This is a genomic window from Streptomyces sp. AHA2 (assembly GCF_036857595.1).
GTDB lineage: Bacteria > Actinomycetota > Actinomycetes > Streptomycetales > Streptomycetaceae > Streptomyces.
In genome coordinates this window covers 1-25549 of sequence record NZ_JAUQWJ010000006.1, presented here as the reverse complement: position 1 = coordinate 25549, position 25549 = coordinate 1, and the positions used below count along the sequence as shown (strand labels likewise).

The 25549-nt window shown below is 72.7% G+C and carries 23 protein-coding genes; 8 read left to right on the top strand and 15 right to left on the bottom strand.

What is annotated here, in order from left to right; genetic code table 11:
* Positions 1-115 precede the first annotated feature (115 nt).
* Positions 116-2692, bottom strand: a complete 2577-nt coding sequence (pepN, locus tag Q5694_RS14555; protein WP_333933333.1) for an aminopeptidase N — start codon at positions 2690-2692, stop codon at positions 116-118.
* Between the two features lie 137 nt (positions 2693-2829).
* On the opposite strand from pepN, the gene Q5694_RS14550 reads away from it, so the two are divergent.
* The gene (locus Q5694_RS14550; RefSeq protein WP_311686648.1) at positions 2830-3465 is read left to right on the top strand and encodes a mycothiol-dependent nitroreductase Rv2466c family protein; all 636 of its coding nucleotides are present in this window, start codon (positions 2830-2832) and stop codon (positions 3463-3465) included.
* Positions 3466-3468: 3 nt separating this feature from the next.
* On the opposite strand, the gene Q5694_RS14545 is transcribed toward Q5694_RS14550, so the two are convergent.
* From Q5694_RS14545 to Q5694_RS14530, 4 genes are all read right to left on the bottom strand, one after another.
* Positions 3469-3690, bottom strand: a complete 222-nt coding sequence (locus Q5694_RS14545) for a hypothetical protein (protein ID WP_333933331.1) — start codon at positions 3688-3690, stop codon at positions 3469-3471.
* On the bottom strand, positions 3690-3839 hold the full coding sequence (locus Q5694_RS14540) for a hypothetical protein (RefSeq protein WP_443040877.1): 150 nt from the start codon (positions 3837-3839) through the stop codon (positions 3690-3692). The genes Q5694_RS14545 and Q5694_RS14540 overlap by 1 nt, the downstream gene beginning before the upstream one ends.
* Positions 3840-3928: 89 nt before the next feature.
* Entirely contained in the window at positions 3929-5350 is a 1422-nt protein-coding gene (locus Q5694_RS14535) for an FGGY-family carbohydrate kinase (RefSeq protein ID WP_333933329.1), read from the bottom strand.
* Positions 5351-5369: 19 nt separating this feature from the next.
* Positions 5370-6401: a 2-hydroxyacid dehydrogenase gene (locus Q5694_RS14530; RefSeq protein WP_333933328.1), complete on the bottom strand. Its 1032-nt coding sequence runs from the start codon at positions 6399-6401 to the stop codon at positions 5370-5372.
* Between the two features lie 337 nt (positions 6402-6738).
* Between Q5694_RS14530 and Q5694_RS14525 the strand changes: the two genes are divergently transcribed.
* Both Q5694_RS14525 and Q5694_RS14520 read left to right on the top strand, forming a co-directional pair.
* Positions 6739-8208 (top strand): FGGY-family carbohydrate kinase, encoded by a 1470-nt coding sequence (locus Q5694_RS14525; protein ID WP_333933327.1) that lies wholly within the window; start codon positions 6739-6741, stop codon positions 8206-8208.
* Positions 8205-8828 carry a histidine phosphatase family protein gene (locus tag Q5694_RS14520; protein ID WP_333933326.1) on the top strand — a complete coding sequence of 208 codons (624 nt, stop codon included), beginning with the start codon at positions 8205-8207 and terminating at the stop codon, positions 8826-8828. The genes Q5694_RS14525 and Q5694_RS14520 overlap by 4 nt, the downstream gene beginning before the upstream one ends.
* 120 nt (positions 8829-8948) lie before the next feature.
* Here Q5694_RS14520 and Q5694_RS14515 read toward each other — a convergent pair whose 3' ends face one another.
* From Q5694_RS14515 to Q5694_RS14480, 8 genes are all read right to left on the bottom strand, one after another.
* Positions 8949-9596, bottom strand: a complete 648-nt coding sequence (locus Q5694_RS14515) for a superoxide dismutase (RefSeq protein ID WP_333933325.1) — start codon at positions 9594-9596, stop codon at positions 8949-8951.
* 138 nt (positions 9597-9734) lie between these two features.
* Entirely contained in the window at positions 9735-11117 is a 1383-nt protein-coding gene (locus tag Q5694_RS14510; RefSeq protein ID WP_333933324.1) for an amino acid permease, read from the bottom strand.
* A 121-nt stretch (positions 11118-11238) separates the two neighbouring features.
* A complete protein-coding gene (locus Q5694_RS14505; RefSeq protein WP_333933323.1) occupies positions 11239-12132 on the bottom strand; it encodes a TauD/TfdA dioxygenase family protein in 894 nt (297 codons plus the stop codon).
* A gap of 21 nt (positions 12133-12153) precedes the next feature.
* Positions 12154-13494: an LLM class flavin-dependent oxidoreductase gene (locus Q5694_RS14500; RefSeq protein ID WP_333933322.1), complete on the bottom strand. Its 1341-nt coding sequence runs from the start codon at positions 13492-13494 to the stop codon at positions 12154-12156.
* A complete protein-coding gene (locus tag Q5694_RS14495; protein WP_333933321.1) occupies positions 13491-14225 on the bottom strand; it encodes an ABC transporter ATP-binding protein in 735 nt (244 codons plus the stop codon). Before Q5694_RS14495 ends, Q5694_RS14500 begins: the two co-directional genes overlap by 4 nt.
* Positions 14201-15064, bottom strand: a complete 864-nt coding sequence (locus tag Q5694_RS14490) for an ABC transporter permease (protein WP_333933320.1) — start codon at positions 15062-15064, stop codon at positions 14201-14203. The genes Q5694_RS14495 and Q5694_RS14490 overlap by 25 nt, the downstream gene beginning before the upstream one ends.
* Positions 15061-16119: an ABC transporter substrate-binding protein gene (locus Q5694_RS14485; RefSeq protein WP_333933319.1), complete on the bottom strand. Its 1059-nt coding sequence runs from the start codon at positions 16117-16119 to the stop codon at positions 15061-15063. The genes Q5694_RS14490 and Q5694_RS14485 overlap by 4 nt, the downstream gene beginning before the upstream one ends.
* 229 nt (positions 16120-16348) lie before the next feature.
* A complete protein-coding gene (locus Q5694_RS14480) occupies positions 16349-17548 on the bottom strand; it encodes an ROK family transcriptional regulator (protein WP_333933318.1) in 1200 nt (399 codons plus the stop codon).
* Positions 17549-18017: 469 nt separating this feature from the next.
* On the opposite strand from Q5694_RS14480, the gene Q5694_RS14475 reads away from it, so the two are divergent.
* Positions 18018-18599 carry a biotin transporter BioY gene (locus Q5694_RS14475; protein ID WP_333933317.1) on the top strand — a complete coding sequence of 194 codons (582 nt, stop codon included), beginning with the start codon at positions 18018-18020 and terminating at the stop codon, positions 18597-18599.
* Between the two features lie 455 nt (positions 18600-19054).
* Here the strand turns inward: Q5694_RS14475 and Q5694_RS14470 are convergent, their stop codons facing one another.
* Entirely contained in the window at positions 19055-20539 is a 1485-nt protein-coding gene (locus Q5694_RS14470) for an amino acid permease (RefSeq protein ID WP_333933316.1), read from the bottom strand.
* A 279-nt stretch (positions 20540-20818) separates the two neighbouring features.
* Between Q5694_RS14470 and Q5694_RS14465 the strand changes: the two genes are divergently transcribed.
* Together Q5694_RS14465 and Q5694_RS14460 are read left to right on the top strand one after the other, a co-directional pair.
* Positions 20819-21304, top strand: coding sequence for a ribose-5-phosphate isomerase (locus tag Q5694_RS14465; protein WP_333933315.1), 486 nt, complete (start codon positions 20819-20821; stop codon positions 21302-21304).
* Between the two features lie 144 nt (positions 21305-21448).
* Positions 21449-22258 (top strand): Fpg/Nei family DNA glycosylase, encoded by an 810-nt coding sequence (locus tag Q5694_RS14460; protein ID WP_333933314.1) that lies wholly within the window; start codon positions 21449-21451, stop codon positions 22256-22258.
* Between the two features lie 31 nt (positions 22259-22289).
* On the opposite strand, the gene Q5694_RS14455 is transcribed toward Q5694_RS14460, so the two are convergent.
* Positions 22290-23543 carry a GNAT family N-acetyltransferase gene (locus tag Q5694_RS14455; protein WP_333933313.1) on the bottom strand — a complete coding sequence of 418 codons (1254 nt, stop codon included), beginning with the start codon at positions 23541-23543 and terminating at the stop codon, positions 22290-22292.
* A 162-nt stretch (positions 23544-23705) separates the two neighbouring features.
* Between Q5694_RS14455 and Q5694_RS14450 the strand changes: the two genes are divergently transcribed.
* Together Q5694_RS14450 and Q5694_RS14445 are read left to right on the top strand one after the other, a co-directional pair.
* The gene (locus Q5694_RS14450) at positions 23706-24884 is read left to right on the top strand and encodes a PP2C family protein-serine/threonine phosphatase (RefSeq protein WP_333933312.1); all 1179 of its coding nucleotides are present in this window, start codon (positions 23706-23708) and stop codon (positions 24882-24884) included.
* A 178-nt stretch (positions 24885-25062) separates the two neighbouring features.
* Positions 25063-25389 carry a hypothetical protein gene (locus Q5694_RS14445; protein ID WP_333933311.1) on the top strand — a complete coding sequence of 109 codons (327 nt, stop codon included), beginning with the start codon at positions 25063-25065 and terminating at the stop codon, positions 25387-25389.
* The last annotated feature ends 160 nt before the right edge of the window (positions 25390-25549 follow it).

Here is a 25549-nt window from a genome sequence, read left to right as displayed (position 1 = left end):
GGACGAATGTTCGGTTGCCGAAAGCCCCTGGTCCCTTCGGGTGCGGACCAGGGGTTACGGCTTGCGGGGCACTCATCTCGTAACGAAGACGGAACACCCCGATCTCAGGCCAAAGCTACTGGTCAGCGGCCTCGTCGCACGCCTGGCCGCGCAGGGACCGGGCCAGGTCGTCCCGGGACTCCAGCACCAGCCGGCGCAGCGCCGGGGCGGCCTCCTTGTGGGAGTCCAGCCAGGCGTCCGTGGCGTCCAGGGTCGCGCGCGACTGCTGCAGCGACGGGAACAGGCCCTGCACCACGTGCATCGCGATCTGGATCGACCGCTCGTCCCACACCCGCTCGATCGCGGCGAAGTACTTCTCCGCGTACGGGGCGATCAGCTCGCGCTGGGAGCCCTGCGCGAAGCCCGCGATGGTCGCCTCGACCATGGCGTTGGACAGCGCGTCCGACTCCACGACCTGCGCCCAGGCCTGCGCCTTGACCGCCTCGGACGGGCGGGCGGCCAGACAGCGGACCTGGTGCCGCTTGCCGGACGCCGTGTCGTCCCGGGCCAGCTCCCGCGTCAGCGCGTCCTCGTCCACGGCCCCGTGCGCGGCCAGCGGCTCCAGGAACGCCCACCGCAGCTCCTGGTCCACGTCCAGGCCCTCGACCGTGCTCGTGCCCGACAGCAGTTCGCCCAGCAGCGCGAAGTCGGCCTCGGCGGTGGCCGTCCGGGCGAAGAACCGTGCCCAGGCGAGCTGGTGCTCGCTGCCGGCCCGCGCCGCGTACAGCTCGCGCCGCGCGCCCTCGGCCAGCAGCCGGGCCGTGGTCTCGCGGCGGGCGGGCGCCGTGTAGTGCGTGACCGCCGACTCGGCCCAGGCGTGCAGCATCTGCAGCACGCCGATCCCCGACTCGCGTCCCGCGAACCGCAGCACCAGGTCCACGAAGTCCCGCGCGGGCAGCAGCGCGTCCCGCGTCATGTTCCACAGCGCCGACCAGCACAGGGCGCGGGCGAGCGGGTCGGTGACCGCGCCCAGGTGCTCGCGCAGGGTCGCCGACGACGTCGCGTCGAAACGGGTCTTGCAGTACGTCAGGTCGTCGTCGTTGACCAGGACCAGGTCCGGCGCCTCGGCCCCGGCCAGCTCCGCCACGACCGTGCGGGCGCCCTCGACGTCGCTCTCCACGCGCGCGTAGCGCTCCAGCGCGCCGTCCGCCACCCGGTACAGACCCACCGCGATGCGGTGCGGGCGCAGCTCCGGGTGGGACTCGGCCGCCTCCTGCAGCACCGCCAGCTCCTCGACGCGGCCGTCCGCGCCCAGCAGCACCTGCGGCGTCAGCGCGTTCACCCCGGCCGTCTGCAGCCAGGACCGCGCCCAGGCGCTCATGTCCCGGCCGCTGGTCTCCTCCAGCGCCGACAGCAGGTCGCCCAGGCGGGTGTTGCCGTACGCGTGCCGTTTGAAGTAGCGCCGGGCGCCCTCGAGGAACGCCTCCTCGCCGACGTACGCCACGAGCTGCTTCAGCACGGACGCGCCCTTGGCGTACGTGATGCCGTCGAAGTTCAGCTTGGCGTCCTGCAGGTCGCGGATGTCCGCGGTGATGGGGTGCGTGGAGGGCAGCTGGTCGGCGCGGTACGCCCACGCCTTGCGCCGGTTGGCGAAGGTGATCCAGCCGTCCTGGAAGCGGGTCGCCCCGACCAGCGAGTACGCGCCCATGAAGTCCGCGAAGGACTCCTTCAGCCACAGGTCGTCCCACCACTGCATGGTGACCAGGTCGCCGAACCACATGTGCGCCATCTCGTGCAGCACGACGTTGGCGCGGCCCTCGTAGGACGCCTGCGTCACCTTCCCGCGGAAGATGAACTCCTCCCGGAACGTCACCAGCCCCGGGTTCTCCATCGCGCCGAGGTTGTACTCCGGCACGAACGCCTGGTCGTACTTGCCGAACGGGTACGGGTAGTCGAAGTGGTCGTGGAAGAAGTCCAGGCCCTGCTTGGTGACCAGGAAGACGTCGTCGGCGTCGAAGTGCGGCGCGAGGCCCTTGCGGCACAGGGCGCCGAGCGGGATCTCCAGGGTCGTGCCGTCGGCGAACGTGCGGGAGTAGGAGTCCGTCACGTAGTGGTACGGCCCGGCCACCACGCAGGTGATGTACGTCGAGATCGGCTTGGTCTCGGCGAACCGCCACACCCCGTCGGTCTGTTCACCGGCGCCGTTGCTCCACACCGTCCAGCCCTCGGGGGCGCGCACCTCGAAGCGGTAGGGGGCCTTCAGGTCGGGCTGCTCGAAGTTGGCGAAGACCCGGCGTGAGTCCGCCGGCTCGTACTGCGTGTACAGGTACACCTCGCCGTCCTGCGGGTCGACGAAGCGGTGCAGGCCCTCGCCGGTGCGGGAGTACGCACACTGCGCGTCGACCACCAGCTCGTTGTCCGCGGCCAGGTCCTCCAGGGCGATCCGGCAGCCGTCGAAGACCTCCCCCGGGTCCAGATCACGGCCGTTGAGTGAGACGGCCGTCACACTGGGCGCGATCAGGTCGGCGAAGCTGCTCGCCCCGGGCTCGTTGCAGCGGAAGCGGATCGTGGTCACGGAACGGAAGGTGCGGGGCCCGTCTCCCGAGACCTCGCCGACCGCGGACCGCAGGTCGAGGGACACCTCGTACCCGTCGACGCTCAGCAGGGCGGCCCGCTCGCGGGCCTCGTCGCGGGACAGATTCTCACCGGGCACGGGCGGCACTCCTCAGGTGTCGTGGGGTACGGCTGAACAGCACCGATCCTGCCACGTGCCCCTGACGCCGGGCAGCCGGGAATGAGGTGGGCGCGCAGCGGCGTTCCCGGAGAAACGGTTTCCTGCTGAGGAGAGACATGTCGGACAAGACACCCGTCGACTTCTGGTTCGACCCGCTCTGCCCCTGGGCGTGGATGACCTCCCGTTGGGTGCTGGAGGTGGAGAAGGTTCGGGACATCAAGGTCCGCTGGCACGTCATGAGCCTCTCCGTGCTCAACGAGAACAAGCTCGACGAACTGCCCGAGAAGTACCGCGAACTGCTGGAGACGGGCTGGGGCCCCGTCCGGGTCGCCATCGCCGCGCAGCAGGAGCACGGCGCCGAGGTGCTCGGCGACCTCTACACCGCGCTGGGCACCCGCATCCACAACCAGGGCGAGGGCCACGGCAAGGAGACCGTCGCCGCCGCCCTGAAGGACGTGGGCCTGCCCGACTCCCTCATGGAGCACTGGGACTCCACCCCGTACGACGCCGAGCTGCGCGCCTCCCACAAGGAGGGCATCGACAAGGTCGGCCAGGACGTGGGCACGCCCGTCATCGCGGTGCCCGGCGCCGACGGCGAGCAGATCGCCTTCTTCGGCCCGGTCGTCACCCCGGCCCCCAAGGGCGAGGAGGCCGCCCGCCTCTGGGACGGCACCCTCGCCGTGGCCTCGGTCCCCGGCTTCTACGAGATCAAGCGCACCCGCACCAAGGGCCCGGACTTCTCCAACCTGTGAGGTTCACGCCGAGGCGCCGGCTTCCGGGTTCTGCAGTTCCTCCGGGAGCCGGCCCCCGGCCGCCTGGTGGTCCCAGGGCTGGTACCACCGGCAGCCCGGCGCGGTGCAGCGCCACAAGTCCGTGCGGTGCGTCCCGATGGCCTTCCTCTCCTCGGGCTTGAGAGGTGCGAACACCTGAGTACCGCTGCCACCACAGGTCGGGCAGTGCTTGTCCTTGAAGAACATCAGCCCCTCCTCGCCGTCACCGCCAGGTCCGGGAAGTCGGTCGCGACCGCGTCGACCCCCATGCGGTAGTACAGCGCGAACTCCGTGCACGCGTCCCCGAAATCGTCCGGCGCCAGGTCCGGGTTCATCCGGTCGGCGCCCGTCGGCACCGCGTGGCTGAGAGGCCGCCGACGTGTGCACTGGCGGCAGGAGGGATCTCCGTCCGGGCTGCACGAACTCCCCTGCGCAGAAGACGGGTTCACCGGCGGGCCCGGTCACGGGCCTGTGCCAGCCGGTCCAGGTGCTCCGCATAGCCCTGCGCGTAGCGGGCCGCCCGGTCCGGGTCCGGCTCGACCACCGCGGTGGGCCGCGTCCACGCCCGCGCGTCCAGCGGCACCCCGTACCGCCCCGCCGCCGCCAGCACCGCCCCCCGGGCGCCGACCTCGCCCTCGACGACCCGCAGGGGCCGGCCCAGCACATCGGCCAGCAGCCGCATCCAGGCGGGGCTTCGGGTACCGCCGCCGCAGACGGCCAGGCTTCCGGTCAGGCCCGCCGCCTCCAGGCAGTGCCGGGCGGCGTACCCGATGCCCTCGCACGTGGCACGGATCAGATCACCCCGGGTCGACTCCAGGGAGACACCCGTCAGTTCGGCGCGCAGCCGGGGTTCGACGAAGGGCGCCCGTTCCCCGGACGGCGCGAAGTAGGGCAGCACGCGCACCCCCCGGGCGCCCGGCGGGGTCCCGGCCAGCAGCCCGTCGACCTCCTCGTGCCGCACGCCCGTCGTCGACAGCACCCAGTCCAGCGCCGCCGTGCCGACCATCGCGGGCATCGCCCGCAGCCAGTACCCGGGCCGGTCGGTGGAGATGTACAGGCCCGCCGGTTCACCGGTCAGGTCCAGCTCGCTCGTGGCGACCAGACCGGCCAGGCAGGTACCGACGATCAGCAGGCCGTCGCCCGGCTCCGTCACCCCGGCGCCGAGCGCACAGGCCGGCAGGTCGTACGGGCCGTCGGCGACCGGGGTCCCGGCCGGCAGCCCCTCGCCCCGCGCCCCGGCCGTGGCGACCGGGTCGCTGACCGGGGCGAGCAGCGACCGGCGACGGCCCAGACCCAGCAGCTCCACGACCTCGTCGTCGTACGCCCGGGTGCGCGGGTCGAGGAACGGCATCGACGCGTCCGACACGTCCGTCGTCGGGCCGGACCCGGTCAGCCGCTGGAACACGACGTCCTTGCAGTACAGCGCGGCCCGTGCGGCGTCCAGGGACTCGGGCTCGTGCCGTTCCAGCCAGGCCAGCAGCGGGCCCGGGCACCCGGGGAACATCGCGCTGCCGGTCCGCCGGAACACCGCCTCGAACGTCCCGTCCGCCAGCCACCGGGCGAGAAGTTCGTTTGCCCGCCCGTCCATCCAGGACGCCGCGGGGCGCACCGGCCGGCCCTCGCCGTCCACCAGCCACACCCCGTCGCCCTGCCCGGTGAGCCCGGCCAGCTCCACGGGCCGGCCGACGGCGGTCAGGGCGCCGAGCACCTCCAGGACCGCCGCGTACACCTCCTCCATGTCCTGCTCGACGACCCCGCCCCGCAGCGACATCCCCACCGGCCGGGACTCCACGGCCAGTTGGCGGCCCCCGGTGTCGAAGGCCGCCGCCTTGACCACGGACGTGCCCACATCGATACCGACGTACATCCGGCTCTCCTCCCGGTCCTCAGGTCAGGCCGTGCGCGAGGGGCTCGCCGCGCACCCAGCGGCCCACCTCCCCGGCGGCGATCCGTGCCGCCTTCTCCGCGACCGCCCGCGAGGCGCCCCCCAGGTGGGGGGTGAGCACGACGCGTTCGGGGAAGCCCAGCAGCCGCGAACCGGCCGGCAGCGGTTCCCGTTCGTAGGTGTCGACAGCGGCCGCCGAGACCTGCCCGCCCGCCAGCGCGTCGCACAGCGCGCCCTCGTCCAGCAGTGGTCCGCGGGCCACGTTCACCACCACCGCGCCCCGAGGCAGCAGCGCCAGTTCCCGGGCGCCGATCACACCGCGGGTCTCCGGGGTGAGCCGGGCGTGCAGGGTGATCACCCGGGAGCGGCGCAGGAGCTCGTCGAGGGAGGTCACCCGCAGCCCGTGGATCTCACCGTGCACATACGGGTCGTGGACCATCACCCGCGCCCCGAACGCGCACAGCACCCGCGCCACCCGGCTGCCCACGGCCCCGTACCCGACGAGGCCCACCGCCAGGTCCTCCAGCTCCAGCCCGCTGCGCTCGTACGTGTAGTACGCGGCCCCCTCCCAACTGGCCCGCCGGACCAGCGGGTCGTGGGCCTGGGGGATGCGGCGCAGGGCGGCCAGCATCATGCCGATCGTGAACTCGGCAGTGGCGGCGGCGTTGCGCCCGGGCGCGTAGCACACCCGCACGCCACGGGCCCTGGCCGCGTCCAGGTTGACGTTGACCGGTCCGCCCCGGCAGACCACCACCAGCCGCAGGTCCGGGCAGGCCGCCAGCACCCTCTCGGTGACCGGCCCCATCTGCGTGACCAGGATCTGCGCCCCGGCCAGCGCCTCGATCACCGCCTCCTCGGCGTCACAGGCCTCCTGCACCTCGGCGACCGGACCGAACGGCTCCAGCGGCCAGCCGAGCCGCAGCTCCCTCACCTCGGCCCGTTCCACCTCGCGCCGCACCGCCTGGGTGATCAGCGAGGGCAGGACGAAGTGGTCACCGGCGGCCACGACACGCACGTGGTTCTCGGTTGTCATCGCAGTGAGGCTCCTGTCTCGGCGTCGAGGACGTGGGTGTGCCGTTCCGCTCGCCAGGGCCGCCGCCCTTCGCCGCACGGACTTCGACCGGGACGATCCGGCCGAACGTGGTGTCGGTCGGCCAGCGCGACGTCACGTGCCGCCGCGTCGAGCAGCGCGCCGGCGGTCGTGCACGTGCGTCCATCCGTACCTCCGCTTGGGGTGGTTCGCACGGCGAGGCGACTCGTCAACCGAGGGTGGAACGGCTGAGGTTGGCCGTCAATCCCTCGCGCACCCGGAAATACCGGGGCACAGTGGGAGGTTCACAGTCCGGCTGCGACGGCGTGGGAGGTTCCGGATGGTGGACGAGGGAGCCGGCTGGCTGGGCATCGACCTGGGCACGCAGAGCGTCCGGGCCCTGCTCGTCACCGCCGACGGCACGGTCCTCGGCAGCGGCTCGGCCCCGCTGACGGGGCGGCGTGACGGAGTGCGGCACGAGCAGGACCCGCTGCACTGGTGGTCGGCCCTGTGCACGGCGTCCCGGTCGGCCCTCGCGGCCGCGCCCCCGGGGCTGCCGGTCGGCGGCCTCGCGGTCTGCGGCACCTCCGGCACGGTCCTGCTCACCGACGGCTCGGGCCGCCCGGCCGGTCCGGCGCTGATGTACGACGACGCACGCGCGGTCACCGAGGCCGCCCGGGCCCGGAAGGCGGGGCTCGCCGTGCAGGACACCTGGGCGCTGCCCAAGGCCCTGTGGCTGCTCGGTGAGTACGGGCCGGGCCTGCGGCTGCGGCACCAGCCCGACCTGGTCGCCACCCGCCTGCTGGGCCAGCCGCCCCCGGCCGACTCCAGCCACGCCCTGAAGACGGGCTACGACCTGGAGGGCGACCGCTGGCCCGAGGCCGCCCTGGCCCGGCTGGGCGTCCCCGACGGGTTCCTCCCGGACGTCGTGCACCCGGGCACCCTCCTCGGTGAGGTCTGCGCCCGCGCCGCCGAGGCCACCGGCATCCCCGCGGGCACACCGGTGCTGGCCGGCATGACCGACGGCTGCGCGGCCCAGATCGCCTCGGGCGCGCTGCGGCCCGGCTCCTGGAACTCGGTCCTCGGCACGACCCTCGTGCTCAAGGGCGCGGCCCGCGAGCCGGTCCGCGACCCCACCGGCGTGGTCTACAACCACCGCGCCCCGGACGGCACATGGCTGCCCGGCGGAGCCTCCGGCGTCGGCGCCGGCGCGCTCGCGGCGCACTTCCCGGGCGTCGACCCGGCCGCGATGGACGAACGGGCGGCGGCCTTCGAGCCGTCAGGCACCCTCGCCTACCCGCTCGTGTCGCCGGGGGAGCGCTTCCCCTTCCGCGCCCCGCAGGCGACGCCGCTCCTCCTCGGCGACCCGGCCGGCGACGCCGACCGGTGGGCCGCCCTGCTCCAGGGCGTCGCCCTCACCGAACGCCTGTGCCTGGACTACCTGCACCACCTGGGCGCACCCCTCGACGGCCCGCTCACCTTCACCGGGGGCGGGGCCCGCAGCCCCTACTGGAACCAGCTGCGGGCCGACATCCTGGGCCGCGCGGCCCGCGTCCCCGAACAGACCGAACCGGCCCTGGGCATGGCCGCGCTGGCGGCCCACGCCGTGTCCGGGTCCGGGACCCTGGCGGAGACCGCCGGGCGCATGGTGCGCGTCCGGGCCGTCGTCGAACCCCGCCCGGACCGCACCGCGGCCTTCGCGGATCCGTACGCGCGCCTGGTGGAGGCCCTGCACGAGCGCGGCTGGCTGCCCGGCCCGGTCGCCGCCCATGCGCAAGGCCGCCTGAACCGGGATACTTCCGCCTCATGAGTACGACCCTCCTGCTGGCCCGCCACGGGCAGACCGTCTGGCACGCCGAAAACCGCTACGCGGGCGTCAGCGACATCGGCCTCACCGAGACCGGCCGCGCCCAGGCCGAGGCCCTGGGCCGCTGGGCCGCCGCCCATCCCGTCGACGCCGTGTGGACCTCCCCGTTGTCCCGGGCCGTCGCCACCGCCGAACCCGCCTGCCGTGCCCTGGACCTCGTCCCGCAGCGCGAACCCGGCCTGCGCGAGTGCGACTTCGGCGTCGTCGAGGGCCGGACGCTCGCCGAGTTCGAGACGGAGGACCCGGAGTGGGCCGCGGCCTACCGGGCCGATCCGGTGGCCAACTCCTTCCCCGGGGCCGAGGATCCGCGGGCGGCCGCCGCCCGCGGGGTGCGCGCCCTGCGGGAGATCGCCGCGGGCCACCCCGGCGGCCGGGTCCTGGTCGTCGCCCACAACACGCTGCTGCGCCTGGTGCTGTGCACCCTGCTGTCGATTCCCCTGCCCGAGTACCGCCGGCTGCTCCCGCGGCTGCGCAACGCCGCGGTCAGCGAACTGCGCGTGCGGCCCGACGGGTCCGCCGGGCTGATGTCCCTCAACGTGCCGTGCGAGGCGGACGCGGTGTAGCGGGCGGCGGCCGGGCACGGGAAACCCCCGCGAGTCACGTCCTCGCGGGGGCTTCCTTCTCTCCGCCTGCCGTGCGTGAAGGGTGAGAAGACGATCACGAGGCAGGACGCCGGGCGGCCCTCAGGGGGCCAGCAGCAGGACGTCCGCGCGGGACTTGGCGGCCTCGTAGCGCCGGGCCACGTCCTGCCAGTTCACCACCTGCCACATGGCCTCGATGAAGTCGACCTTCTGGTTGCGGTACTGCAGGTAGAAGGCGTGCTCCCAGGCGTCGAAGACCAGGATCGGGGTCGAGCCCTGGCCGACGTTGCCCTGGTGGTCGTAGACCTGCTCGACGATCAGCCGGCCGCTGAGCGGCTCGTACGCGAGCACGCCCCAGCCGGAACCCTGCGTCGTCGCCGACGCCTTGGACAGCTGCGCCTTGAAGCGGGCGAAGGAGCCGAAGGACTCGGTGATGGCGTCGGCGAGTTCGCCCACGCCGTCCTGCGCCAGCGGCTCGCCGCCACCGTCCTTCGGGCCGGTCATGTTCTGCCAGTAGATGCTGTGCAGGATGTGCCCGGACAGGTGGAACGCCAGGTTCTTCTCCAGCCCGTTGATCGAGCCCCAGGTCTCCTTGTCGCGCGCCTCGGCGAGCTGCTCCAGCGTGTCGTTGGCGCCCTTCACATAGGCCGCGTGGTGCTTGTCGTGGTGCAGCTCGATGATCTCGGGGCTGATCACCGGGGCGAGGGCCGAGTAGTCGTACGGCAGCTCGGGCAGCGTGTACACGGGCATGGGCGGGGATCCCCTTCGGACCTGTTATTGCAATCCTCTTGCAACTGCACGCTAGCAGCAAGAGGGCGGGTGTGCGGGGTGGGGGCACGCAAAAGGCCCCCGCGGGGTCTGCGGGGGCCTTTTGCGTGCGGGGGACTCCTACCGCTTGGCGCGGGCCCGCTGCCAGGCGTAGCCGACGGCCGCCAGGGCCAGGATCATGCCGCCCGTCGAGTACAGCTGGACCCGGGTGTCCGGCTCGCGGGCCATGAGGACGAACACGGCCGCCATCCCGGCCAGGGCCACCCACGTCAGCCACGGGAACGCCCACATCCGCACGGCCAGCCGCTCGGGTGCCTCCCGCTCCAGCCGGCGGCGCAGCCGCAGCTGCGAGACGGCGATGAAGATCCAGACGGCCAGGATCACCGCGCCGATCATGTTCAGCAGCCACGCGAAGACGTCGTCGGGCCGCCAGTAGCTCAGCAGCACGCACAGGAAGCCGAACACCGACGACGCCAGCACCGCGATCCGCGGCACCCCGCCCGAGACCCGGCCCAGCCCCTTCGGGCCCTGGCCGCGCTCCACCAGCGAGTAGGCGATGCGCGAGGCGCCGTAGATGTTGGCGTTCATCGCGGACAGCAGCGCCACCAGCACGACCACGTTCATCAGCTGGCCGGCGCCGGGGATGCCCAGCTCGTCGAGGGCGGCCACGTACGGGCCCTTCTCGACGACCTCCTTCGAGTCCCAGGGCACGAGCGTGACGATGACGGCCATGGAGCCGATGTAGAACAGCGCGATGCGCCACATCGCGGTACGGACCGCGCGCGCCACGCCCTGGACGGGGTTCTCCGACTCGGCCGCCGCGATGGTGACCGTCTCCAGGCCGCCGTAGGCGAAGACCGAGGCGAGCAGGCCGATGACCAGCCCCTCGCCGCCGTTGGGCAGGAAGTCGGTGAGGTTGCTCGCGCCGGGCGAGTCGGTCCCGGGCAGGACACCCAGGACCGCCAGCACGCCGAGCACCAGGAACAGGCTGATCGCGGCGACCTTCAGCGCGGCGAACCAGAACTCGAACTCGCCGAAGTTCTTCACGGCGGCGAGGTTCGTGCCGCAGAAGACGACCATGAACAGCGCCACCCACACCCACTCCGGGGTGCCCGGCAGCCAGCCGCTGACGATCTTCGCGGCGCCGATGCCCTCCAGGCCGACCGCCGTGCACAGCAGCACCCAGAACGACCAGCCGGCGGTGAACCCGGCCCAGGGGCCGATGGCCCGCTCCGCGTGCGCCGAGAACGAACCGGAGGAGGGATACGCGGCCGACATCTCGCCCAGCATCCGCATCACCAGCATCACCAGGAGACCGGAGAGGGCGTAGGCGACCACGATCGACGGTCCGGCGGCGGCGATGCCGGCACCGGAGCCGACGAACAGACCGGCGCCGATCACGCCGCCGAGGGCGATCATCGACAGGTGGCGCTGCTTCAGGCCGTGGGAGAGGGAGACGCCGTCCGTGCCGGTCGGCGTCTCCTGGGTGGTGCTGCTGGGCATGGGCGCGGCTCGTCCAATGCGTGAAGGGCGTACGAGGGCAAAAACCCCGCCAGTCTCGGACGCCTCCCCTCCCGCGCGAAGAGGCATCCCATCATGTGGACGCGCCGGTCGCTCAGCGTGCCTATGCGGCGACCGGCGTGTAGTGCGAGGCGTCGCCCTCGATGACGTAGCTCTCCTTGCCCTCCACGCCCACCGGGACGTCCCCGGCGACCGTGACGCGGTGCAGGCGGCGCGGCAGGCCGTCGTAGTTGTCGACGGCGTAGTGCTGGGTGATGCGGTTGTCGAACAGCACGAGCTGGTTCGGCGACCAGCGGTGGCGCAGCACGTTCTCCGGCCGCGTGACGTACGCCTGGAGCAGGTCCAGGATCTTGCGGGACTCGCCCGTCGACAGGCCCACGATCCGCCGGGCGAAGCCGCCGATGAACAGGCCGTGCTCGCCGGTCAGGGGATGGACGCGCACGACGGGGTGGACCGTGCGGTACGTGATCGACGTGAACTCCTCGCGCCGGGCCGCCTGCTCCTCGTCGACGTCCTCCTCCGGTACGGCGTAGTCGTAGTCGTTGGTGTGCTCGGCCCACAGGGTGTCCGCCAGGCGCCGCAGGGAGTCGGGCAGGTTGCGGTAGGCGGCGGCCGAGCTGGCGATGAGCGTCTCCCCGCCGTAGGGCGGCACGGTGATGCTGCGCAGGCTGGTGGCCTGCGGCGGGTTGAGGACGAAGGTCACGTCGGTGTGCCAGTGGTTGGCCGCCCGGCCGCCCTCGCTGTCGACCGGCAGCACGTGCGGGGCGCCGTCGACCGCGGCCACCGTCGGGTGGGCGGTGGTGATGTCCCCGAAGTGCCGCACGAAGGCCTGCTGGCCCGCGTCGTCCAGTCCCTCCGCGTCGAAGACGAGGGCCTTGTGCGCGTTGAGCGCCTCGCGCAGGGCGGTGTACGTGTCCGGGTCGAGGGGCCGGGTGAGGTCGACGCCCTCGACGCGGGCGCCGATGTGCGCGGTGACCTTGTGGATCTCGATGCTCATGGCGGTTTCCTTCCGGGTGGGTCAGACGAGGGCCGGGGCGAGGACGTGCTGGTTGGCGGGGCGCGGCAGGCCGTAGCGCCCCCGCAGGGTGGTGCGGGCGCCGTACTCGGTGCGCAGCAGCCCGCGGGCGCGCAGCAGGGGCACGACGTGGTCGACGAACGCCTCCAGGCCGGACGGCAGCACCGCGGGCATGATGGTGAAGCCGTCGGCGGCGCCCGAGGTGAACCACAGCTCGATGGTGTCGGCGACCTGCTCGGGCGTGCCCGCGAAGGTGAGGTGCCCGCGGCCCCCGCCGAGCCGCCCGATCAGCTGCCGCACGGTGAGCCGATCGCGCCGGGCCAGTTCGACCACGAGCGTGTACCGGCTCCTGGCGCCCTCGATGGCGCTCTCCGGCGGCAGGTCGGCCGGCAGCGGGCCGTCCAGGTCGAGGGTGCCCGGGTCCAGCCGCAACAGCCGCTCCAGGTGCCGCACGCCGTGCGTGTGCACGATGTGGTCCTCCAGGACCCGCTCGTGCGCCCGGGCCTCGGCCTCGGTGGAACCGATCACCGGGACGATGCCCGGCAGCACCTTGAGGTGCCCGGCGTCCCGGCCGGCCGCGACCGCGCGGGCCTTGATGTCGGCGTAGAAGGCCCGCGCGTCCTCGATCGTCTGCTGCGCGGTGAACACCGCCTCCGCGTAGCGGGCCGCGAACCGCTTGCCGTCCTCGGAGGAGCCGGCCTGCACCAGCAGCGGGTAACCCTGTGGCGAGCGGGGCACGTTGAGCGCCCCCTCGACGCTGAAGAAGCGCCCCCGGTGCCGGGGCGGATGGATCTTCGCGTCGTCGCCCCACACGCCCGCCGCCTTGTCGGCGACGACCGTGTCGTCCTCCCAGCTGTCCCACAGCTTCAGCGCCACGTCGAGGAACTCGGCGGCCCGCGCGTACCGCTCGGCGTGCGCCGGCTCGGCGTCCAGACCGAAGTTGCGGGCCGCGTCCGCACCGGCGGTGGTGACGATGTTCCAGCCCGCCCGGCCGCCGCTGATGTGGTCGAGCGAGGCGAACTTGCGCGCCAGGTTGTAGGGCGAGTTGTACGAGGTGGAGGCCGTGGCGATCAGCCCGATGTGCTCGGTGGCCGTCGCCAGCGCGGTCAGCAGCGTGATCGGCTCCAGCGCCCCGGCGGGCCGTTGCGCCACACTGCTCCACAGCTGCGGGCCGTCGGCGAGGAACAGCGAGTCGAAGGTGCCCCGTTCGGCGATCCGCGCGAGCCGCACGTAGTGGGCCAGGTCGACACTCGCGTACGGGTCGCTCTCCGGCAGCCGCCACGACGCCTCGTGGTGTCCGGTGGTCATCAGGAACGCGTTCAGATGCAGCCGTCCGCGGGTCATCGGTGGTCCTCCGTCACACCGAGCGCGGCCAGCAGCCGCTCCCGGTACTCGCCGAGCAGGGGATCGCGGTACGACCGCGGGTGCGCGCGGTCGATGGTCAGGTCGAGGCCGATGCGGCCCTGGTCCAGGACGAGCACCCGGTCGGCGAGCACGATCGCCTCGTCCACGTCGTGGGTGACCAGCAGCACCGAGGGCCGGTGGCGCTCCCACAGCTCCCGCAGCAGGCCGTGCATCCGGATCCGGGTCAGCGCGTCCAGCGCGCCGAACGGCTCGTCCGCCAGCAGCAGTTCCGGCTCCCGCACCAGGGAGCGGGCCAGGGCGGCGCGCTGGGCCTCGCCGCCGGACAGCTCGCCCGGCCAGGCCCGCTCGCGGCCCTTCAGCCCCACTTCCTCCAGGGCCGCCCGGCCCCGGCGCCCGGCGTCCTTGCCCTCCGCGCCGAGCAGCACGTTGTCGAGGACCCGCCGCCAGGGCAGCAGCCGGGAGTCCTGGAACACCACCGACACCCGCTCGGGCGCGGTCAGCCGCCCGCTTCCCGTGACGCCGTGGTCGAGTCCGGCGATGGCCCGCAGCAGCGTGCTCTTGCCCGAGCCGCTGTGCCCGAGCAGGGCCGTGAGCTGCCCGGCGGGCAGGTCCAGGTCGATGCGGTCGAGGACCGTGCGCCCCTCGAACGACCGGGTCAGGCCCCGCAGTCGCACGGCCGGGCGGGTCAGCTGCTCAGTGTGCGGCGCCATGACAGCACCCTCCGTTCGATGAGACGGACCGCGCTGTCGGAGATCAGCCCGAAAACGCCGTAGACGACCAGACCGACGAGGATCACGTCCGTCTGGCCGTAGTTCTGCGCCTGGAACATCAGGTAGCCGAGCCCGCTGGTGGCGTTGATCTGCTCCAGGACCACCAGGCCAAGCCAGGAGCCGGTCACGCCGAGCCGCAGCCCGACGAAGAACCCGGGCAGCGCCCCCGGGATCACGACCTGCCGGATGAACCGGTACCTGGACAGCCCCTGCACCTCGGCCAGTTCGACGAAGCGGCTGTCGATGCCGGACAGCGCCGCGTGCGTGTTGAGGTAGAGGGGGATGTAGACGACGATCGCGATGATGGCGATCTTGAAGGTCTCGCCGATGCCCAGCCACAGGATGAACAGCGGGATCAGGCCCAGGGTGGGGATGGCCCGGTTGAGGTTCACGGTCCCGTCGATGAGCGCCTCGCCGGTGCGGGTCAGCCCCGACGCCAGCGCCAGCAGGATGCCCACGGTCAGGCCGATCGCGAACCCGCTCGCCGCCCGCCGCAGCGAGGTCAGGATGTCGTCGGGCAGGGTGCCCTCGGTCCACAGCCGGGTGCCGGTCTCCAGCACCGTCCACGGCGCCGGTACGGCCCCGGCGTCGAGCAGTCCCGCGGCCGAGGCGCCGATCCACAGGACGAGGACGACGGCCGGCCCGGCCAGCCGGGCGGCGGGCAGCCGCCTGCCCGGGGCCAGCCGCCGGCGCCTGCGCACCTGGTGCGCCTCCTCCACCGGGGTGAGCGGCGCGGCGGCGGCCGGGGCGGTGTGCGTCGTCGTGGTCACGGCGGTCACCTCCGGTACTCCGCCGGCACGGCCTCGGCCGCGAGCGACTCGAAGCGGTGGTCGAACAGTTCGGACACGTCGAACTTCTTCACGAACCCGCCCTCGGCGAGCAGGTCCGCGGTCTCCTGCTCCCAGCGGATCGCCTCGTCCCAGCGGGGCGGGAACAGCGGCTTGTTGGCCAGCGCGGTCACCGCTTCGGCCTGGGCGAGGGTCAGGTTCTGCGTCCCGACGTAGAACCGCTCGTTCCACTCGTCGGGGTGCTCGTAGGTCCACACCAGGCTCTTCGCCCAGTACGGGATGTAGGCGGCGACCGCGGCGGCCTTCGCCCGGTCGTTCAGCACCGCCACCGGCGCCCACAGCAGGCTGAGCAGGTCGACCACGTCGGTGGTGACGGTGCGGGCGGACTTGTACTGCGTCAGGTACGCGGGCGCCTGCGTGTTGGCCAGCGGTGCGATGTCCACCTGCCCGGACTGCAGGGCGGTGAGGAACTGGTTGCTGGTCAGCGGCACCAGCTCCACGTCGTCGTACTTCAGCCCGGCCTTCTTCAGCGCCCGCAGCAGGACCACGCCCTGCGCCTGGCCCTGCGAGAAGGCGAGGCGCCTGCCCCGGAAGTCCGCCACCTCGCGGATGTCGCTCCCGGGCTTGGTGGCGAACAGGTAGTTGGGCTTGCGGGTGATGTTGATCGCCACGATCTTCGCGTCGAAGCCCTGGTAGTGCGCCTGGATCGGCGGGATGCCGGCGTTGTTGGCGACGTCCAGGGACTTCGCGCGGAAGGCGTTGATGACGTCGGGGCCCGCGCCGATGTTCAGCCAGTTCGTCACCGTGAACGGCAGGTCGTCCAACCCGGCCAGCTTCAACTGCAGTTCCTGTGCGTTCTGGTACGACGCGATCTTCAGGCCGGTGCCCGCCGGAACCTCGGTGGCCAGCGGGGCGTCGGAGGCCGGCTCACCGGCAGCGGCACTGCCGTCCGCGCAGCCGCTGAGCCCGGCCGCTGCGGCCGTCACGCCGAGCAGCGAGGTGAGGAACAGACGCCGGTCGACACCGGAAACGGGGGGCGAGGGCATGGGAGGGCTCCCTGGGTATGAAGACGGAACAGCGCACGGAATTCCCGGCCGGGAAGAACCGGCCGCGAATTCACGGAAATGTCACAAAGGAAGAAGCAGGCGCTCCGCGAAGGGGCGCCGGGGGCGCGTCAACGGGTCAGCAACAGAAGGTGCGACAGCTCGTGAGCGGGCTCATGACCAGGATGTTCCTGGTCAGCGGCCCGGCCTGTCAACATTCCGAGTTTCTGAATTAAATAGCCTCAGGTGACGCGCCCAGCGGATCCCGGTAGAGAACGTCGAGCGCCACCGAACCGCCCGCGACGGCCGGTACGCAGTCCGTGAAACCGATCGGCCGTACGGTGTCCGCCCGACCGGGCCCGACTTCCTCGCGCAGGGCGGCGAGACAGTCCTCGCGGTGCATGGCACCGATCTCCGTCACCACCACCCGCTCCGGGTTGAGCACGTCCAGCAGCAGTCCCACCGCACGCCCCACCCGGCGCGAGCGCTCCCGCAGCAACCCGGCCGCCACGGTGTCACCGGCGGCGGCCGCCCCGACCACGTGCATCGGGTTCACGCCGTCGACGACCCCCGCCTCCCTGGCCCGCCGGCACAGGGTCCGCTCGCTCAACTCGGCCTGGAGGCAGCCGGTCCGGCCGCAGTCGCAGGGCTCCGAGCCGCCCGGCACCGGCAGATGGGCGATGGCCCCGGCCTGGGAGCGCGGCCCGTGGTGCACCTCGTCGTTGGTGGCGAACGCCGCGTCGACCATGTTGCCCGCGAAGAGGTGGAGCACGCTGCGGCTGCCCCGGGCCGGACCGAACAGCCGCTCCGCGTTGAGCAACGCCCGGGCGTGCCCGTCCACATGGACCGGAAGGCCGGTGTGCGCGCCCAGCAGGTCGCGCACCGGCACCTCGCGCCAGCCCAGCAGGGGATGCTCGACGACGGTGCCCGAGTCCCGGTCCACCCAGCCGCCCGCCGCGAACCCGACGCCGAGCGGCCGACTGCCGCGGGCCCCGGCCAGCAGCGCCGCCAGCCCGTCGGCGGCCCGGGCCAGCACCCGAGCCGGACCGGCCCCGTCGTGCTTCAGCTCGCGCCGGGCCAGGACCCGCCCGCGCAGGTCCAGCAGCGCCACCGTGGTGTGGGGCACCGCCACGTGCACCCCGCCCACCACGAACCGGGAGCGGTCCAGGTCGACCGGCAGGTGCGGCCGCCCCACCCCGTTGGACCGCAGCGGCACGGCGGACTCGCGGATGAGGCCCGACTCGGCCAGCCGGGCGCAGTAGTCGGTCACCGACGCCGGCGACAGGCCGGTCAGCCGGGCGATGGTGCTGCGCGCGACGGGCCCGTGCTCCAGCACGGACCGCAGGACGACGCTCGCGCTGGTGCGGCGCCGGTCGCTGTCGGCGACACGGGGGACGGGGGACGGGGGAAAAGGGGCCGCGGTACGGGGCATGGCAACTTCCTGGGGCCGGTCCGACACTGTGCCGTCTCGATCGGCGGGCCGGAACCGAGCCGCCCCGCCTCACACCGGGCGGCGACAGGTGGCCGTGCCCTGGCGGCGCAGGTCGACGTAACGACGCTGCGAGAAGTACCGGGCCTGGGCAACCATGGGCGAGACGCTAGCAAAACGCCCCTGCGGCGGACAGAGCGCGCCCGACGGGCGAGACACGGCCGGGAAGTCCACGGAAGGGCGGCTGAGGGTCTTTGGCGGGAACCTACAGCGGCCCCTCCGGCCGTCGGCGTGCCGCGGGCCACCTGAACTCCGTGACCGGTGTCACGCGACACCCGGTGCAGACGGCATCCTTTGTCCGGAGCCGACCAAGGCCCGCCTCGTGCCTTTGTCGAGCGCTGACGGTGATCGGCGCGAGGGCGCTGGGATAGCGTCACCGTGTCCCACCGGCCCTCACCCCCGCGGAGTCCCCATGAGCACCGCCGCCGCCACACCCGCCCGCACCGGACAGGTCCTCGCCGACCTGCTCCCGTCCTCCCGCGTCCGGGACGCGGCCCTCGTGCTCGGCGGCGCCGCGCTCACCGGCCTCGCCGCCCAGCTGTCGGTGCCCGTGCCCGGCTCCCCGGTGCCGGTGACCGGCCAGACGTTCGCCGCGCTGCTCGTCGGCACCTCGCTCGGCGCCGGCCGGGGCCTGCTCGCCCTCGCGCTGTACGCGGTGGCGGGCGTCGCCGGGGTGCCGTGGTTCGCGAGCGGCACGTCCGGTATCGCCCCGTCCTTCGGTTACATCCTCGGCATGATCCTCGCCGCGACCGTCGTCGGCGCGCTGGCCCGCCGCGGCGCGGACCGCTCGGTGTGGCGCATGGCCGGCACGATGCTCGTCGGCGAGGCGATCATCTACGCCGTGGGCGTGCCCTACCTCGCCCTCTCGACCGGCATGTCCGCCACCGCGGCCATCGCGGCCGGCCTCACGCCGTTCCTCATCGGTGATGCCCTGAAGGCGGCGCTGGCGATGGGCGCGCTGCCCACGGCGTGGAAGTTCGCCGGCAGGCGCTGACCGCCGCGCCGACCGGCAGGAGACGTCGAGGAGGCCCGCCGGGGAAGACACCCCGGCGGGCCTTCGACGTACTCGGCGTCACCGTGGCCGGTCGGCCGCCCGGCCGGCCTTCCGGGCGCCGTCGTCGCGACCACCACGGGCCGCCCGCGCCCGCCGGGAGCAGCGCCGTCCGGGCCGCCCCCAGGGGCAGCACCTCACCGGCCGGGCCCACCGCGGCAGTTGCTCGCGGCCCGGGCCCGCCGGCTCGCCGCCCGTGCCGGGCAGCGGGGCAGTGGCCGGGGCGCCGGGCGAGGGTGGCTCGTGCCGGACGGCACCGGCCGAAGGCTGAGGACAGCTTCACGGTGGCTGTGCGGCGGTGCGGTGGAGGACACGAAGAAGGGCCTGTGGTGTGTGCCGTGAGGCGGCACACACCACAGGCCCGCCCGTTCACCCGGAACGGCAAGCGGCCGTGCGGCTCAGCCGGCCGAGACCTCGTCGCGCCGGTCGGCGGGGGCCGCGTCGGCGGGCCGGCGGCCGCCCCGCACCTTCTCCTTCACGAAGGCGATGATCAGTACCACCGCCGCCACCAGCAGCGACAGCGAGATGGTGGTGCGCCCGTCGTGCTCGGTGTCGGTGAGCATGTAGCCGAGGATGAAGACGATCAGCGCGGCCGTCGCCCAGGTCAGGTACGGGTACAGCCACATCTTCACCACGAGCTTCTCCGGCGCCTCGGCCTGGATGATCCTGCGCATGCGCAGCTGGGAGAAGCAGATCACCAGCCACACGAACAGGGCGACCGCACCGCTGGAGTTCACCAGGAACAGGAAGACGGAGTCCGGGAACTTGTAGTTGAAGAACACGGCGACGAAGCCGAACGCGACGGACGCGAGGATCGCGGTGCGCGGCACGCCGTTGGAGGTCGTACGGGCGAAGGCCTTCGGCGCGTCCCCGCGCTGGCCGAGCGAGAAGGCCATGCGGGAGGCGGTGTACAGGCCGGAGTTGAGGCAGGACAGCACCGAGGTCAGCACGATGAAGTTCATGATCTGACCGGCGTGCGGAATGCCGAGTGAGTCGAGCGCCGCGACGTAGGAGCCGTCCTCGGTGATGGACTTGCTGTCCCACGGCAGCAGGGACACCACGACGAGGATCGAACCGAGGTAGAAGACGGCGACACGCCAGATGATGCTGTTGGTGGCCTTGGTGACGGCCTGCTGCGGGTTCTCCGACTCACCGGCGGCCAGGGTGGCGATCTCGCTGCCCATGAAGGAGAAGACGACGAGCAGCACACCGGTGAGGATGGCCCCGGCCCCGTGGGGCAGGAAGCCGCCGTGCTCGGTGAGGTTCCCGAATCCGGCCTGGTCGCTGTCGACCCCCGGCAGCACGCCGAACACGGCCAGTCCGCCGATGACGATGAACGCGGCGATGGCGACGACCTTGATGCCCGCGAACCAGAACTCGAACTCGCCGTAGGAGCCGACGGAGACCAGGTTGGTCGCGGTCAGCACGACCATCACGATCAGGGCCCAGGCCCACTGCGGCACGGCCGGTATCCAGCCCTCGAGGATCACCGCGCCGGCGGTCGCCTCGACCGCGAGCACGACGACCCAGAAGAACCAGTACAGCCAGCCGATGGAGAAGCCGGCCCACGAACCGAGCGCCCGGTCCGCGTGGGCGGAGAAGGAACCCGAGGTCGGGTTGGCGGCCGACATCTCGCCGAGCATCCGCATCACCAGCACCACGAGCGTGCCGACGAGGGCGTAGGACAGCAGGATGCCGGGACCGGCGGTGGCGATACCGGAGCTGGACCCGACGAAGAGCCCGGCGCCGATGACACCGCCGATGGCGATCATCGACAGGTGCCGGTTCTTCAGCCCGGCCTGGAGCCCGGAACCGTGCGCCCCGGGGTCCCCGGGTCCTTCACGGTCCTTCTCGGTCGTCTTCGTCGTCGGCTGCGAGGTCATGGAACGGATTTCCTTTGCGCCGGGGAGTGGTACGTCCGCACTTCACCGCGCACGCCGTGCGAACGGGGGTGTGCCGCGGCATGACGGTGGTGCGGGGCTCATACGAGCGGTGTACGAGCCGGTCCAGTGAATCGGAGGCGAACGTATAGGAGAACCTTTGAATCCAGATTGTTACTTGAGGTTTCCCTGAGCTTCCGTAATCCACTTCACATTCAGGCCGGCATTTCCCGACCACCACCCCGCGCGCCTTCCCGCGACCGCCCGTGTCACACTCGTGCCATGCGCGTGTACCTCGGCTCGGACCATGCGGGCTACGAACTCAAGAACCACCTCGTCGAGTGGCTGAAGGCGGCGGGGCACGACCCCGTGGACTGCGGCCCGCACATCTACGACGCCCAGGACGACTACCCGCCCTTCTGCCTCCGCGCGGCGGAGCGCACGGCCGCCGACCCCGACGCACTCGGCATCGTCATCGGCGGTTCCGGCAACGGCGAGCAGATCGCGGCGAACAAGGTCGAGGGCGTCCGCGCGGCCCTCGCCTGGAGCGAGGAGACGGCCGCGCTGGGCCGTCAGCACAACAACGCCAACGTCGTGGCCGTCGGCGCCCGCATGCACTCCCGGGACGAGGCGACGAAGTTCGTCGAGACGTTCCTCGGCACCCCGTTCTCCGGTGACGAGCGTCACATCCGCCGGATCGACATGCTCTCCGCGTACGAGACCACCGGCGACCTGCCGCCGATCCCGCCGCACCACCCGCAGTCGTAGCACCCCACAGCCGGCCGACGGCCCGGGGACGCGCACCGAGCGATCCCGGGCCGCCGCGATGTCCGCACCGTCACCCGGCGCGCACCGAACGCGACGCCGGCCCGTGCCGCGGACCAGACACACGCCCGTCGGAGGACGAACCCCGTGCCGGAAGGCCACACCATTCACCGCCTGGCCCAGGACTACGCCACGGCCTTCCTCGGCAGCGCACCCCGGGTCACCAGCCCCCAGGGCAAGTTCGCCTCCGCCGCCGCCCTCCTCACCGGCACCGAACTCACCGGCACGGAAGCCCACGGCAAGCACCTCTTCCTCGGCTTCGCCGGGACCCGGTGGGTGCACATCCACCTCGGCCTCTTCGGCAAGGTCACCTTCGGCCCCGCCCCCGCGCCGCCCCCCACCGACACCGTCCGCCTCCGCCTCGCCGACGACACGGCCCACGTCGACCTCCGCGGTCCCACCACCTGCGCCCTCCTCACGCCCCCGGAGAAGCAGGCGATACACGAGCGCCTCGGCCCCGACCCGCTGCGCGACGACGCCGACCCGGACAGCGCGTACCGGCGCGTCTCCCGCAGCCGCACGACGATCGCCGCCCTGCTCATGGACCAGAAGGTCATCGCCGGTGTGGGGAACGTCTACCGCGCCGAGGTCCTCTTCCGGCACCGGATCGACCCCTACCGCCCCGGCAAGGACATCACCCCCGCCGAGTGGCGGGCGATCTGGGCCGACCTCGTCGCCCTCATGCACGAGGGCGTCCGCAACAACCGCATCGACACCGTCCGCCCCGAGCACACCCCGGAGGCGATGGGCCGCCCGCCCCGCGTGGACGACCACGGCGGCGAGGTGTACGTCTACCGCCGGGCGAACCTGCCCTGCCACGTGTGCGGCGGCGAGATCCGCACCGCCGACCTCGCCGCCCGCAACCTGTTCTGGTGCCCCACCTGCCAGCGTCCCTGACCGGACCGCGAGCCGGGAGGCCCGTCCCGCCTCAGAACCCGTGCGGCAGCCACGGGGCCGGACCCCCGCTGCCGAACGCCGCCGAGGCCTCCGCCAGCGCCCCCTGCCGCACCTCGCGGACCCGCCCCGCCGCGGCCAGCGCCGTCAGCGACACACCTCCGAGGTACGCGGAGCCCAACTCCCGCACCGACAGGACGAGGTCTGCCGCGTCCCCGGTGCGCTCGCAGGACGCGCCCTTCCCATCACCGCTGAGCCGCCAGCGCCCGGCGTTCCAGGGGCAGAACGCGTCCTCCACCTCGAACACCACGTCCACCGGCGCCTGGTACGTCCGCGCCTGGAGCGCCGCCCCGACCTCCACCGGCCGGACGTAGAGCGAGTCCCGCAGGCGCGTGAGGCACCGCCGTATGTCGGACACCATGTACTGCCAGGCGTCGTCCACCGGACGGTTGCGCACGGTGATCTTCGCAGTCAGGTCGATCCCGAACAGGAAGCGCCACAGCGCCCCGTCCGCCGCCGGGTCCAGCGCGACCAGGTCCTCCAGGACGACCGTGCCGTTCGGCCCGGCGGGCTCCCACTCCGGCTTGATGCGGTAGCGCGCGTACCCGACCGTCTCCCCGTCCCGCTCGGCGAGCACGCACTGCAGCGGCGACGCCCCGCCCCGCTCGCTCTCGGGGTCGAGCACCCCGAGCCGCTCCCAGCCCGGCTGCCGCGCCAGCAGCCCGGGCCGCGTCGGCACCAGCCGGGCGTACAGCGCCTCGCACACGTCCAGGACGTCGGCCGGCGCCGCGAAGCGCACCCGTACGTCGTCCGTCCCGTCCGGCACCGACAGCCGCACCCGGGTCGTGTCGATCTCGGCGCCCAGGTGGAAGGTGGCCGCGCCGTAGCCGAACCGGCCGTAGATCGCCGGCTCGGACGCCGTCAGCACGGCCAGCGGCTCACCCCAGGCGCGCACGTCGTCCAGCTGCCGCCGCATCATCGACGTCAGCACCCCGCGCCGGCGGTGCGTGGCCGCGACGCTGACCATCGTGACACCGGCCGCCCGCACCTGGGCGCCGCCGGGCACGGTCAGCCGGAAGCTGAACGCCCCGGCCGTCCCCACGCACTCGTCGCCCTCCCAGACGCCCAGTGAGCGGTCGAACTCGGTCAGCGCGTTCCACAACTCCCGTTCCTCCGCGGCCTCCGGCACCCCGCCGAAGCCCCGGAGCAGGGTGTCGTACCACTTGCCCCATTCCTCCCGCTGCAACACCCGCAGGCCGGCCGAAGAACCGCTCACGTCAGTCGCCATGGGCCATGCCTACCAGGGCGATGCGGGACGAGCGAGGGAATTTCCGCCGGCCGGCGGCGCACGGGCCGCCGGTGAAGTTCACTGTGATGTCGGCCCTCGGACGGGGGACAAGTGGGACCTCCCGTGCCAAGGGGCTGGTCCGATGGATAGGGTCCCGAACTAATGGCATCAGGACGAGAGCGGCGGTCGGAAGCCGACACGTTCACGGCCCGGTTGAAGAAGCAGTGGCACCGGGCCCGCGTCGGGCTGCGCCGAGCCGCCGTGGACTACTTCCGCGGCGACGGCTCGGACTGGATCGCCCTGGCCGGCCTGCTCCTGACCGTCCCGCTCATCGCTGCGGCGACCCTGGCCAACGCGGTGTGGTTCTCCCCGGCCGCCCTGGTCCTGCCCGTCGTCGTGGGCGGACTGCTGCTGCGCCCGGCCAGCCTGCTCGGCCTGTACGCGGCGGCCGCCACGGCGCTGATCGTGGAGTCGGTGCAACTCGGCCCCTACACCGAGGGCCCGTCCCGGGTCACCCCGGGGACCGTGCTCGTCGTCGCGGCCTGCGGCTTCTTCGGTCTGCTGCTCGCGCAGTTCCGCAGCCGGGTCGGCGTGCCCTGGCGGCGCGGCGGCACCATGCTCTTCGACCTGCGCGAACGGATCCGGGTGCAGAGCAAGCTGCCCGGCCTGCCCGACGGCTGGCACCGCGAGATGGCCCTGCGCCCGGCGGGCGGCCAGTCCTTCTCCGGCGACTTCGTGGTCGCGGCCCGCACCAACGGCGGCCGGACCCTGGAGGTCGTCCTCACCGACGTCTCCGGCAAGGGCATGGACGCGGGCTCGCGCGCCCTGCTGCTGTCCGGCGCGTTCGGCGGCCTCCTCGGCTCCCTCCCGCCGCACGCCTTCCTCCCGGCCGCGAACGGCTATCTGCTCCGCCAGGACTGGGACGAGGGCTTCGCCACCTCCATCCACCTGGTTCTCGATCTGGACTCCGGCGACTACGAGTTGTACTCCGCGGGACACCCCCCGGGCCTCCAGCTCAGCGCGGGCAGCGGCCGCTGGGAGGAGAAGGCCGCCGAGGGCCCGCTGCTCGGCGTCTACGACGGCGCCCAGTTCGACCCGGTGAAGGGCTCGCTGCGGCCCGGTGACGTCCTGATGCTGTTCACGGACGGCCTGGTGGAGACCTCCGACCGCGACATCGTCGAGGGCATCGACCGCCTCACCGGCGAGGCCGACCGCTATGTCGCCGGCGGCTTCCACGGCGCGGCCTGGCATCTCATCGAGGCGGTCGCCAAGGACGTCAACGACGACCGGGCGCTGCTGCTGATCTGCCGCGAAGGGCCGACGGCGGCGGCCACGCGCTGACGCCCACGCACCGGGCCGGTCCGTCCCACGGCTCGGTCATGGTTCTGTGCCGCTTCTGTAAGCGACGCGAACCTCGATTGCACGGGCAACTACGGTGTTGGTAGAGATGGTAGAGAGACGTGAGGCCGGCCGGGATCGGTCGCCGAGGTAGCCCACACGGGGGAGGCGAGTCAGCACGATGAAGTTCGACATGGGTGCGCAGACACTGTCGTCGTTGCAGCGGGACACGCGTGGTTCGACGGACGATCTGGGTGGTCTGGTCCGGCAGTTGGTGGCGGCGGCACAGCCGCTGGAGGGGAAGTTCAACGGTTCGGGCCGGGTGATGTTCGACCAGTTCAAGGCGCGGGCGGACCGGATCGCGTCGGATCTGAACTCGTCGCTGTCGGCGATCCTGGGCGGTCAGTCGGGGATGGACGCGGCGTTCTCCTCGGGTGACCAGGAGCAGGGCGACAACGCGCGTCAGCAGATGTCCGCGGCGAACTTCGACGCCGCGCGCTTCCGCTGAGCCGCTCGACGTTTCGTCGGAGTTCGGTTCGTTCCATCTGGTCTTTTCGTTCTGTTGGGCTTTTCGGGGAGTGGTGTGTGATGGCGGGTGCGGGTGCGGATCGCCGGTCGTACGACGTGGGTGCGTCGACGGACGCGCAGTCGAACATCCAGACCGTGAT